We start from the raw sequence: 12823 nt of genomic DNA on the forward strand, positions 1-12823 counted from the left end.
ATTTAAGAGTATTATTCTCAGTATGTTGACCCGAGTACTTGCCTGTCATGTCTAAACCTTTACCCTTTCCTAACCTAGACCTTTCTCCGCTAGGCCTTACTGGCCCTAGACCAGCTGAGATCATCACTTTGCCATCGCACATGGATTGTCATGATCATAGTTATTCTCAGGTGGTGATTGGTTTAAAAGGTCAGGCTGAATTTGAAGTCAGCGGTAAGGGAAACCTTGTCGGCCCTGGACAAGGTTGTGTGGTGACGGCGAGCTCTGATCATGCTTTCGGTGGTGTGGTCGGTCAGTCCGATATTTTGGTACTTAACATGCCAGTGCCGAGTGACGACGACCCGCTGATGCTAGAGAAGATTAACCAGCTCGAATCTTCGAACGTCTATTTCCAATTAGATGCGCAAATTCAGAAGCTTATCCATATGTTAGTGCAAGAGATGCAGGCAAGTCCTGATGATCTCTTGTTAAGCCGAGCGTGTAATGACACGGTGATCGCCTTAATGCAAAGGCACATTTCGGCATTTGAAACTTCAGTGAAGGATTCGCGCTTCGATCTTGAAGCACTTGATCGTTACATCGAGCAACATTTAGCAAGTAAGATCTCAGTCGCGCAACTAGCGGGGAGCGTGTTCTTAGGCGAGAGCCAATTTCACATGCTGTTTAAAGAGCAAATGGGCATCACTCCTCATCAATATGTACTAGGTAAGCGAATCGATCGTGCTCGACGCCTTATTGAACAAGGGAATTTAAGCCTTGGCCAGGTCGCAGAACTTGCTGGATTCTCCGGGCAATCCTCATTTACCCACACATTCTCGCGCCTTCAAGGCATGTCACCATCTCAATACAAAAAGCAAATTTCTGTTAAATAGTGAAACGAAACGGCATATTATATTAAAGTTTCATATGTGACATTGTGTTTGTTTTGTTAATAAAGCGAGTTTTTAGCAAAAAACTCGGAGTTTTTGACAAGTATTCCTTATATACTCTAAATACACTGCTGCCATTGTAGAGAGCCCGGGCTAATTCCGGGTGTGAGATTAAGGAAAACGCATGTTTACAGCTACTGATGTGTTAAAGCCAGAATTCAACGAGCAGTCGCTTGATGATCTATGGTCGCTTATCTCACCATTATATATGGTGGATGAAACCCAATGGCTAGAGCAACTTCTGCCACTAGCTACCCCTTCTGAGTCTGAAAAGCAGCAAATCAAAGACAAAACGACTTCTTTGATCGAAGCTATCCGTGCGGATAAGACTTCTATCCAGATGATCGATGCGCTGTTGCTTGAATACAGCTTAGATACTCAAGAGGGCATCTTGCTGATGTGTCTGGCGGAAGCCTTGATGCGTATTCCTGATTCAGCAACGGCTGATGCACTGATTCGCGACAAGCTAAGCGTTGCGGATTGGAAGTCTCACCTAAAGAATTCTGACTCGGTTTTTGTTAACGCTTCGACCTGGGGCTTAATGCTAACAGGCAAGGTGGTTGGACTTTCATCGAACGAGCAGAGTGCTGGACAAGCGGTCAACCGTCTAGTGAACAAGCTTTCTGAACCGGTAATTCGTAAAGCGATGCACCAAGCGATGAAAGTGATGGGTCACCAATTTGTTCTTGGCCGCAGCATTGCTGAAGCGCAAAAGAACGGTAAGTCTATGCGCGACAGAGGCTTTACCTACTCTTACGACATGCTGGGGGAAGCGGCACTGACTACAGCTGACGCAAATAAGTACTTTAAAGATTACCTAATGGCGATTGAAGCCGTAGGTCGAGACACTTATGTCTCTTCAAAATCTAGTCCAGCGCCATCTGTATCTATCAAGCTTTCTGCACTTCACCCTCGTTACGAAGTGGCGAATGAAGACCGCGTACTGATTGAGCTATGCGACACGCTAGAACAGTTACTGCGCCGCGCGATTGAGCTTGATGTTGCGATTACGATTGATGCAGAAGAAGCGGATCGTTTAGAGCTTTCGCTAAAGTTGTTTGAAAAACTTTACCGCAGCGAGCTAGTGAAAGGTTGGGGCAAGTTTGGTCTGGTTATTCAAGCGTATTCAAAGCGTGCGCTACCGGTTCTAGTTTGGCTAAACCGCCTAGCAAAAGATCAGGGTGACTTAATCCCGCTTCGCCTAGTTAAAGGCGCTTACTGGGATAGCGAGATCAAATGGTCGCAACAAGCTGGCTTCGATAATTACCCAGTTTACACACGTAAAGAAGCGACTGATGTAGCTTACCTAGCGTGTGCGCGTTACCTATTGAGCTCAAGTGTTCGTGGCAATATCTTCCCGCAGTTTGCGAGCCACAATGCTCACACGGTTTCTGCTATTGCTGTGATGACAGACCATAAAGATTTTGAATTCCAACGCTTACACGGCATGGGGGATTCACTTTACAACCATGCAATGGAAGCTTACCAACAGTCGGTACGTATTTACGCGCCAGTTGGTAGCCATAAAGATCTGCTGCCATACCTAGTACGTCGCCTGCTAGAGAACGGTGCAAACAGCTCGTTTGTACACCGTTTGGTTGATGCTCGTTGCCCTGTGGCAGAGCTAACACAGCACCCAGTCGACATGCTTTTGGCATTCGATACTTTGAACAACACTAAGATTCCTCTGCCGCCAGCGGTATTCCCTGAGCGTAAGAACTCATACGGTGTGAACATTGATATCGAGAGCGAAGCGCACCTGTTTGAAGAGCAAGTAAAAGGCTTTTTGAACAATCAATGGACTGCTGGACCGGTGATCAACGGTGAATCTCTTGCTGAAAGCATGATCAAGGCTGATCAGAATGTTGAACAAGTAACTGCACCTTACGATCGTCGTATTAACGTGGGTCAGGTGGCTTTCGCAAACCTTGATCATGTTTCCGCAGCGATCTCTGGTGCAGACGCAGCATTTGCTGATTGGAATGCGACATCGGTTGAAACCAAAGCCGCTGCGCTTGAGAAGTTGGCTGATTTGATGGAAGAAAACTTAGCTGAGTTGGTGGCAATTTGTCATCAAGAAGCGGGTAAGACTATTCACGATAGCATCGATGAAGTGCGTGAAGCGGTCGACTTCTGTCGTTACTATGCAAAACAAGCGAACAACCTACAAGGTTTTGAGCTAAAAGGCTTTGATGGTCTAACTCGAATCGCTTCGCGACAAGGTCGTGGTGTGTTCGTTTGTATCAGCCCTTGGAACTTCCCATTGGCGATCTTCCTTGGCCAAATTACCGCTGCACTAGTGGCGGGTAATACGGTTGTGGCGAAACCTGCAGAGCAAACAAGCTTGATTGCAGCTCGCGCGGTTGAACTGATGAAGGAAGCGGGTTTCCCTGCTGGCACGATTCAACTTCTACCTGGTCGTGGTGCAGAGATCGGCAGTGCGCTAACTAGCCACGATGCGATTGCAGGCGTTGCCTTCACGGGTTCAACACCAACTGCACAACGCATCAACGTGTCGCTAGCAAGCCGCAACGCTAAGCCTGTGCCGTTGATCGCGGAAACTGGTGGTCAGAACGCGATGATCGTCGACAGTACGGCACTGCCTGAACAAGTGGTTCGTGATGTCATTCGTTCTGCCTTTGCTTCAGCAGGTCAACGTTGTTCTGCGCTACGTGTGCTTTACATTCAAGAAGATATTGCAGACCGCGTGATTGGACTAATTCACGGTGCGATGGATGAGCTAAGTGTTGGCATTCCACATCTTCATAAAACGGATGTGGGCCCGGTTATCGACCGAAACGCGAAACAGAAGTTGATGACGCACCTAGAAAACATGACCAAGACCCAGAAGAAAGTGGCTCAACTTTCTCTAGGATCGGATTGTGAACATGGTGACTTCGTTCCACCAAGTGCATTTGAAATCGATGACATTAGCTGCTTGAAAGAAGAGCAGTTTGGTCCTGTGCTGCATATCGTTCGCTTCAAAGCGAGTGAACTGGCAAAAGTGGTAGACCAAATTAACCAAACTGGTTTCGGCTTAACCATGGGTATCCACAGCCGTAACGAGACAACTTACCGTTGGATCGAAAAACACGTTCGTGTGGGTAACTGTTACATCAACCGTGACCAAGTAGGCGCTGTTGTTGGTGTACAACCATTTGGTGGTCAAGGCTTGTCTGGTACTGGCCCTAAAGCGGGTGGTCCTCACTACCTATACCGCTTTACTGATGTTCATTTCTCTCAATCACAAGACAAGGCATAAGGAGCAGTATCATGGTTCATCAAGTGACAGGTTTTTCTGATGCTTTCTTGGCGTGGGAACAATGGAATCTTACCGACTTTGATCATAAGAGTGCCCAGGTACTTGCATTCAAATCAGAGATCGAAAGCCAATCTACGTCTTTGGCGGCAGTGGCAACTTATCACCTAGAGCAAGCGTCTGCGCTGCTTTCAGAGCAGCATCTAATGGCTGGCCCGACTGGTGAAACAAACGAGCTGTATGCTGCAGGCCGTGGTGTGGCTTTGGTGATTGTTGATGATTGCCAAGACAAAGAGCCAGCACTGCAAACAGCAACTGCGATGATTACTGCAGCACTATTAGCGGGTAACAGCGTGCAACTGTGCAGTGATGACGTGCAATTCAACACGTTGATTGTAGATGCGGCGAAACAAGCGAATCTACCGACGAACTTGGTGCAGGTTGCTTCGTACGACGCGGCTCAACAGCTGCTGTCTTGCGATGTACGTAGCGCAGGTTACGTAGGTAATTCACAAACGGCTCAAGCTATCAATTTACAGCTTGCTAAGCGTGACGGTGCCATCGTCAGTTTAGTAGCTGAAACGGATCTGACAGCAATGCATGTTGCTCACGATCCACACCTATCGCTACGCTTTATTACCGAGCGTACGCGAACTATAAATATAACAGCCGTGGGCGGTAACGCGACCTTGCTCGAACTCGGAAGCGAAGCTCACTAACCTTCAGTAACATTGGCTCTAAGCACTTTGGGTTTTTTACCTCAGTGCTTTGGAGCCAAAATCCCTAACTCAATGTAATGGCTTGCCTTTATTTAGGTAAGGGCATGGTATTGGGTTAGGCATGGAAGGCTTTTTACAAATGAGGACTATCAAATGATAGAAAACAGTTTTGCAATAACGACGACGTTCATTGCGTATCTAATTATGATGCTGGCAATCGGTGTTATTGCTTACAAACGCACTTCTAGCTCGACAGACTATTTCCTTGGTGGTCGTTCGCTAGGCCCATGGCCTGCTGCACTTTCTGCTGGTGCATCAGACATGAGTGGTTGGCTATTACTTGGCTTACCGGGTTACGCTTATGCTGCTGGTTTTGAAGCATTCTGGCTTGCTGGTGGCCTGCTAGTGGGTACTTGGGCGAACTGGCTAATCAGTGCTAAGCGTCTGCGTACTTACAGCATTACGACAGAGTCACTGACACTACCTGAGTTCTTATCTCGTCGTTTTAATGATAATTCTAAGCTGATCCAGACAATTTCTGCTTTCTTTATCCTTTTATTCTTCCTTTTCTACACAAGTTCTGGCTTGGTAGCGGGTGGTAAATTGTTTGAAACGGTATTCGGCCTAGATTACACAACAGCGGTAATCATCGGCACAGTATGTGTGGTTTCTTACACGTTATTTGGTGGTTTCCTTGCGGTATCTTGGACGGACTTGGTTCAAGGTCTACTGATGTCTGCTGCGCTATTGATTGTACCAATCGCAGCGATGAACGGTGGTCTTGGTCAGCTATCGACTGATCTTCACAACATCAACCCAGAGCTTCTAACGCTATGGAATGATGCGAAAGGTGAACCACTATCTGCTATCGCGATCATCTCGTTAACGGCTTGGGGTCTTGGTTACTTCGGTCAGCCACACATCCTTGCTCGTTTCAAAGCAACACGTACTAATAAAGACCTAGCAACAGCGCGTCGTATCGCAGTGGTATGGACAGCACTGTCTATGGTTGGTGCAATGCTAGTGGGTCTGGTTGGTCTAATCTACGTGACTAACTCTGGCGTGCCTAAGCTAGACGATGGTGAGAAGATTTTCATGCTTCTTGTTAACGCGATGTTCCACCCAGTAATCGCAGGTATCCTACTGGCGGCTATCCTTGCTGCAATTATGAGTACTGCGGATTCACAACTTCTTGTATCTTCATCTGCGATGGCAGAAGACCTTTACAAGCAAGTGCTCAAGAAAGATGCGACATCTGAAGAGATCGTTCGTGTGGGTCGCTTTGCGGTAATCATTATTTCTCTTATCGCGCTATTCCTAGCGATGACGCCAGACAGCTCTGTACTTGGTCTTGTGTCTTACGCTTGGGCTGGCTTTGGTGCGGCATTTGGTCCAGCTATCGTTATGAGCCTTTACTGGTCTCGTATGAACCGTAACGGTGCTCTAGCGGGTATCGTGGTTGGTGGTGTGACTATCGTACTTTGGAAACAGTTCACGGGCGGTTGGTTCGACGTTTACGAAATCGTACCGGGAATCATCCTATCGACTATCTCTATCGTTATCGTGAGCCTAATTACTGGCGAGCCAGAAGACGAAGTGAAAGCGCAACACGCTGAGTTCGAGAAGAAGCTAGTAGAGCTAGACTAATTTACATTGTAAAAATACAAGCGAATTAGCAAAAAATATTAATCAAGAACAATAGAGTCACTTCGGTGGCTCTATTTTTTTGACCACTCTCTAATACTTGCGACTTCTTGCTCATCGATATTCAATGACTCCAAAAACTCTTGGTGAGCGGTTGGTTCCATCTTTTTCGAAGCGATCGGATCTTGCGTGAGAAGGGAAAGATTAACTTGCTCAATGGCCTGTGATGTCAAAAAATGAAATAGAAAATTGGCTAATTTTTGAACTTGGTGCTCACTTTTGTTATTAGCTCGGTGAATTGTGGAACCGAATTGGACATGATGTGTCAATTGTCAGTAATCACTAAAGACCTATAGGACAAAGGTACGCCTGATCTCTATTGCAAAGGATGTAAAAAAACAACACTACATAAGTCTATAATGAAACGTTGTGAATCAGAGCCCGAGACAGCCTCTGGTCGTGTGTTGCAATGGACCTCAAAGCTGTTTAGTGGAAACTTATATTACGATATGGAAACGCAGCACTTTTGTCGTACATGCAACTGCCGTTGTGAAACTGGAAGTTCAGCTCCCCAGGTTGGCTTAGCTTAGTTGATTGTAAGTGCTTACTAACCCATATCAAAAAAACCTCCGTTTGGGAGGTTTTTTGTCATTTAGGCCGCTTTAAGCGCGATATCGCTGTTAATGGCATTGCCATCAATTTTTACTTCCCATCCGTAGTTTGAGTATTCATTGGCGAGTGCTTGAGCCACATCTTTTGACACTGTTACGTGTGTCCATGAGCCGATACCGTAGGGTTTATATGCGAGTTCTTGTGTTTTCATAATAGAGTTATCCTTTCTCTTTGATAATTATATTATTAACTTTGCCATATATCCTTTCTTTCGTTTCTGGCTCAACTTATTTGTTTATCGGGTCATTTCTATAATAATTTGTTAATAACCAGAGTTTGATCTTTGAAGTTTGTTATCGGTTTGTATGGATTCATATTTAGTGTGAATGCGACTTGTGCGTTTAGTTTTTAAATGTGTGAGCGGGGTTTTCTTCGATCGCCTTAGGTATGGAATATACTGAGCCGAATTTAGAATGTTTAAGGAATGTTATGTCTCAGCATCAGCTTGATCGTATCGATAAAGAGATACTAAGAATTCTACATATGAAAGGGCGCTTGCCTGTAGTTGAATTGGCCAAACAAGTTAACCTAACTACCTCTCCTTGCTCTGACAGATTGAAGCGATTAGAAAAAGAGGGTTACATCACGGGTTACCACGCAGAGCTGTGTTCCGAGAAGTTGGGGCTCGATGTTCAAGTGTTTATCCATATTCGTCTCGACCAAACCAGTTTTTCAATCTTTGATAAATTTGCCCAAGCTGTGGAAATGATGCCAGAGGTGGAAGAGTGTTATTCGCTATCTGGAGACTTCGACACCATGATTAAGGTTCGGGTAAAAGACATGAAGGCTTACCAAGCATTTATGGCTACCAAGCTCGGGACCTTACCTGGTGTGATTCAGACGCGCAGTGAAGTGGTGATTGAAGAGCATAAAAAGGGCTTTGGTGTGAACCCTGAGCTGTTAGCGACTTTAAATTAGCGCCCCTTGGATTGAGCCAGTTTTGATAGATATAAAAAATGGAAGCTAGTGAGCTTCCATTTTTGTGACTGCTAGAAAGAGCAATCAGATAAGTGCAGTCATAAACGCTTTATAGTGTAATCGCCGCTGAAATAAGACCGATTACACCACCGAATACACCGCCCCAAACGACAAGCCAGCCAAGGTGTTTCTTGATCATGGTTTGAACCATCTCTTTTACCAGCTTCGGTGTCAGTTCATTCAAACGCTGGTCGATGATGGCTTCGATGTTCTCTTTGATTTCATCCATCATTGCTGGTGATTCTAGTTCTTCCTTGATGGCATTTTTCACTGAATCACTCTTGCTGATTTCGATGACAGATTCTTGCATCTTCTCAACAAATGGTGCCTTCATTGGCTCTAATGCTTCTGTACCACCAAACATTGCTAGCATGCCGCCAAACTGTGAGTTCTCGATAATGTTAACCAGTGAATCGAATGCAGGATTGAAATCGATTTTCTTAATCACAGGCTCTAGGTTCAGTGATTGGCCACCGCCCATTTCGCTGCTTAGGAAGCGGTCGATGTTACTTTCAGTAAAGAACTGCTCCATCATTAGTTGTTTGATGGCTGCTTTGAACTCTTCAAAACGCGCTGGAATAATGCCAGAACCGTATAGGCCGGGTACTTTCTCGAACAACATGTGAATTGCAAGCCAGTTGGTGATGGCACCAGAAAATGCGAATAGGCCCGCGTAAAGTAGGTATTGATTTGCTGTCGCATAGCCGCCAGCAAGCAGTACTAACGCTATGAGGTTAGTTAAGACACTTTTGTTCATGGTTGATCTCTAAAAAGAATATTGCGCGCATTTTAAGAAAAAAACATCAAGAAAAAAACAAAAGGATCGATGAAGTTAATGGAACTGGTGAGAAAAATCGCTGATATACGGGCATAAGAAAGGCTAGCCTCCCCCCGAAGTCTAGCCTTATTCCAGAACGCGCAAGCGAAGCCGCCTTGGTTTGTTAAAGTCATTATATAATTACAACATGACATTCTGCCATGTGCAATTTACCTCTATGCAGCAAATTGGTGTGAAGTGCGCCGCACTTTTAAAATAGCATATAAATTAATCGCTACTATTTTTGAGCAAGATAATACGCCATAAAAGCCTTCAGTTTTTAAATCTAATACCATCAAAGGAAGGCGCATATCTTCTCGGAACAAGCATAAGTCGTTGCAGAATGTCCTATCGAGGCGGTTATCATCTTACCGGAAATTTACTCTCTACACTGATTGAGTGATGTCTAATGGTGCAAAGAATATATATTGGCTTCATACCTTTCCTGATTTCTATACCAGGGCTAACTGTAAGGTTAGGTTGTTATATAAAAGACAAACTCACAATAGGCCAAAAATATCATAGAACTACATTTTATGTTTGGCACTTTTATAATACAAATCGTATAAAAAACATACAGATCGAGTGTTGGGCTATATTTAGAAATTTCCATTTTTGTTCTTGCATTAATTGTCAGCAGATACTAAACAATAAGTAGTGATACCACTATTTAAGGAAAAATAGCATATGAATAAGTCTCAACTAGTTGATCAAATTGCGCTGTCAGCGGATATATCAAAAACGAAGGCTGAAAAGGCTTTGAAAGCTGTTATGGAAAGTGTGAGCCATGCGCTCTCTAATGGTAATGAAGTTGCGCTGGTCGGATTTGGTACATTTAGAGTTAACGAGCGTGCTGAACGTAAAGGGCGTAATCCTAAAACAGGTGAAGAAATAACGATTGCGGCGGCAAAAGTTCCGACATTTAAAGCTGGAACAAAACTGAAGGCGGAATGTAACGCTTAGTGCGAATTTACCTAAATTCTAACTTCAGCTAGTAAAAACACACATCAAGAAAAGGCTGTCAAAAGGCAGCCTTTTTAGTTTAACGAGTCCAATTATTATTAACACTTACCTGCTCTTCAACGTAGGACAATCATGTAAGCAACGGTCTGTATACTTTTGATCATCCATGCTTACTTATCTTACTTGGGTGTCCCATAACCTTCTTTTGTTCACAATCAAACGAAGCCATCGCTATGGTTAGAAAGCACTCGCTATGACGCGTGATTTGAATTCAGTCTAAGAGACGTCACACCCACTTCAGTAGTTTGAGTTGATTAGAACTTCTTCGCCATACCTACCTGCCTGAGGCAGCGGAGTATAGGTTGTTTGTGCGCCTCTTAGAAAGCGTATAGCTTTTGCGCCTGCTTCACGAGAGCTGGTGATATCTTCGTCTGAATCACCGTAGTATTGAGCAATTTTTGCCATTTTAAGTTGTTTTACCTTATCTAAAGAGCCAGAGAATATGACGGGTTGAATTTGTTCCCTGTATTCTTTCGGAAAAATATTGCGTAAGGTTTCGGTAATAGTTTCTTGTCCTTGAGGAGCAGTGCGGCCAGTAATGAAGTATATGGTATCACCGTGTTTTAGGTGCATTGATACTATTTCTACCGCTGACTTTTTTGGTATAGAAAAACGGTCAAGACCCGTAGAAGCCTCATTCCAAAAATCTTGGTTCTTTAGGTAATTAAAAGAGTCCGGAGAATATTTTTGTTTACCGTAATGAAAAACAGGACTTGAGAACAACATAGTATCATCAATATCTAAACCAACATTAATTGGGTGCTCAGGAAGCTCTGAAGCAATCTTGTCAACAGTTGTCCAACTGATATCCGAGTAATGCGTTGGTGCTTGTTTTGAAAGAGTATGCATATCTATGGTTGCATTAGTATTGGCGAGTACTGATACCGAAAAAAGTGAGCTAAGTACAATGATGGTAGACGTCTTCATTTTTAATCCTAGTAAGAGTTTGTATGCTTGTGGTTTAGGTTTCAATCGATCTTACATCTTTTATTATGCTGTGCATTCGCTCAAAATTAGTTTTTATTAATGGCTTTTCAAAGTGTCTTGAAATCCTGTGTTTCATCGTTGTCGATTTAGAAGTGTGCCTAGTGTGGTGTGCTGTTTATTTAATGGTACTGACAGTCTCGTTGACCCATGTTATCTATTCACTTTTTGTCCTGAAGTTTTTAGATCTGATGAACTTACCGTTTGGTGAACATTGATGTAAATCGAATTGATTTAAGTCGTATCTTGAGGTGTCCGTACTGAAACCTTCCGAAGTTCTATCTCTAAATTATATTTCGATTCACATAACAGATTGATGTAAATTGAGTTTTATAATGTATGCCAGCATCATAGCTCTGATGACATTCAAACCAAGGAAAACAAATAGAAATACCAAACCTTCCTTTAAGTTAAACCTAAATTAGTGGAACTTGAAACAAGTCATCAATCAGAAACCACATTATTGAAAGTTCTTTCATAATTAAATTGGGTCAAAAAATGAAAAAAATATTGATCACTTGTGCTACCAGTAATATTGGCTCAGCTCTAGCTAAAAGATTGGCTGCAGACAACGAGCTTTATCTTGCCGCTCGAGATACAGCTAAATTGGACAATATTGTCGATACCGTCGTCACATCAGGGCATCATAGTGTACTGGCACATCACCTGGACTTCTTCGACAAAGGATCTATCGACCTGTGTGCAGACTCCATTACTGAGTTTGGTGGGCTGGATGGATTAGTTTTTATCATTCCAAGGATTCCGCCTTCTAATAGTGTATTTCCGGACGATGAGGCTTGGAGAGACTTGTACGAAAAATATTTTATATTACCTTTGAGGCTTATCAAAAAGCTTGTTAATCACTCACGATTAAACAGTGGGTGTAAGATCGTGTTGATTTCCGGTCTAAGCTCAAAGAGTGCTCTAACACATTATTCTACAAATAATTGTCTGAGAAGTGCTTGGGTTGGACAAGCAAAAACGATGGCGTTGTATTTAGCCTCTCAGAACATATCTGTGAACACTATTTCACTTGGAGGTGTCATGACTGAGAGTTACACTCAAAAGATGAGAGATAAAGCAGAGGCTCAAGGGGTCAGCTTTGAAGAATTTATGGTTAGTGAAGTTGCAAATATCCCACTGAAAAAGTATGCCACGGTAAACGATGTTACAGAATCTATAGTTGCCTTGTTAGGTCCATTAGCGAATCATATGACAGGGCAAAATATTTTGTTAGATGGTGGTTTTAACAAGGCGTATTGATTGAATTATCTTAAACTTGTATGGACTCAGAGGTAGCTTTTCAACGGCTCCTTTGAGAGTGTCTAGAATTCTGTGTAGCTGTCTAGACTTAAGCCTCAAAGGTTAAAGATCGACAATATGGTTAAGAAAGCACTTGAAGCTTTTGCTCGTGAAGCAGCAAAGTCAATTAAGACAGAGTCTGATCTTGATGACTCTTGAAAACTGTTAACCAAGGTGACCGTTGAAACGGCCTTAAACGCTGAACTCGATGAGCACCTTGGATAGCAAAACCAAGAATTTAGAGTGAGTTCCAACTCCCGCAACGGCTAATAGGGTAAGTTAATCCTCGCGATCGTGAAGTTAGTTTTTAGCCTCAACTCGTCCGCAAACACCCAACTCACTTTCAATCCAGGGACCACAATATATTAAGCTTGTACGCAAAGGGCATGGCCACACGTGAAATCGTCGCAACGTTCAAGGAAATGTATGATGCTGATTTCTCACCAACGCAGATATCAAAAGTAACGGGCTCGGTGCTGATTAAGTGATTTAATGT

General features: G+C 43.5%; 10 protein-coding genes and 1 pseudogene. 8 read left to right on the plus strand and 3 right to left on the minus strand.

From position 1 onward, the window contains the following. The first annotated feature begins 47 nt into the window (after positions 1 to 47). The 4 genes from A3712_RS20685 to putP all read left to right on the plus strand — a co-directional run bounded on the left by A3712_RS20685 (position 48) and on the right by putP (position 6554). Complete coding sequence (locus tag A3712_RS20685) at positions 48 to 872, plus strand: helix-turn-helix domain-containing protein (protein WP_008218001.1); 825 nt, start codon at positions 48 to 50, stop codon at positions 870 to 872. 181 nt (positions 873 to 1053) lie between these two features. After that, positions 1054 to 4191, plus strand: a complete 3138-nt coding sequence (putA, locus tag A3712_RS20690; protein WP_063524874.1) for a bifunctional proline dehydrogenase/L-glutamate gamma-semialdehyde dehydrogenase PutA — start codon at positions 1054 to 1056, stop codon at positions 4189 to 4191. Positions 4192 to 4202: 11 nt separating this feature from the next. Then, positions 4203 to 4907: a hypothetical protein gene (locus A3712_RS20695; protein ID WP_063524875.1), complete on the plus strand. Its 705-nt coding sequence runs from the start codon at positions 4203 to 4205 to the stop codon at positions 4905 to 4907. Positions 4908 to 5063: 156 nt separating this feature from the next. Beyond that, on the plus strand, positions 5064 to 6554 hold the full coding sequence (putP, locus tag A3712_RS20700; protein ID WP_063524975.1) for a sodium/proline symporter PutP: 1491 nt from the start codon (positions 5064 to 5066) through the stop codon (positions 6552 to 6554). Between the two features lie 649 nt (positions 6555 to 7203). On the opposite strand, the gene A3712_RS27935 is transcribed toward putP, so the two are convergent. Next, positions 7204 to 7374 carry a hypothetical protein gene (locus A3712_RS27935; protein ID WP_197465879.1) on the minus strand — a complete coding sequence of 57 codons (171 nt, stop codon included), beginning with the start codon at positions 7372 to 7374 and terminating at the stop codon, positions 7204 to 7206. 278 nt (positions 7375 to 7652) lie between these two features. Here A3712_RS27935 and A3712_RS20710 point away from each other — a divergent pair, with 278 nt between their 5' ends. Further along, positions 7653 to 8141, plus strand: a complete 489-nt coding sequence (locus A3712_RS20710) for an Lrp/AsnC family transcriptional regulator (protein ID WP_061031933.1) — start codon at positions 7653 to 7655, stop codon at positions 8139 to 8141. A 109-nt stretch (positions 8142 to 8250) separates the two neighbouring features. Here A3712_RS20710 and A3712_RS20715 read toward each other — a convergent pair whose 3' ends face one another. Beyond that, a complete protein-coding gene (locus tag A3712_RS20715) occupies positions 8251 to 8958 on the minus strand; it encodes a DUF445 family protein (RefSeq protein WP_063524877.1) in 708 nt (235 codons plus the stop codon). 747 nt (positions 8959 to 9705) lie between these two features. Here A3712_RS20715 and A3712_RS20720 point away from each other — a divergent pair. Next, complete coding sequence (locus A3712_RS20720) at positions 9706 to 9981, plus strand: HU family DNA-binding protein (protein ID WP_063524878.1); 276 nt, start codon at positions 9706 to 9708, stop codon at positions 9979 to 9981. A gap of 297 nt (positions 9982 to 10278) precedes the next feature. On the opposite strand, the gene aphA is transcribed toward A3712_RS20720, so the two are convergent. Further along, entirely contained in the window at positions 10279 to 10968 is a 690-nt protein-coding gene (gene aphA, locus A3712_RS20725) for an acid phosphatase AphA (protein WP_063524879.1), read from the minus strand. A gap of 555 nt (positions 10969 to 11523) precedes the next feature. Between aphA and A3712_RS20730 the strand changes: the two genes are divergently transcribed. After that, positions 11524 to 12288, plus strand: a complete 765-nt coding sequence (locus tag A3712_RS20730) for an SDR family oxidoreductase (protein ID WP_063524880.1) — start codon at positions 11524 to 11526, stop codon at positions 12286 to 12288. 117 nt (positions 12289 to 12405) lie between these two features. Continuing rightward, positions 12406 to 12803 (plus strand): annotated as a pseudogene (locus A3712_RS28735) (transposase); the annotation flags it as partial. Between the last annotated feature and the right edge of the window lie 20 nt (positions 12804 to 12823).

This window comes from Vibrio sp. HI00D65, from assembly GCF_001635455.1.
Classification (GTDB): Bacteria; Pseudomonadota; Gammaproteobacteria; order Enterobacterales; family Vibrionaceae; genus Vibrio.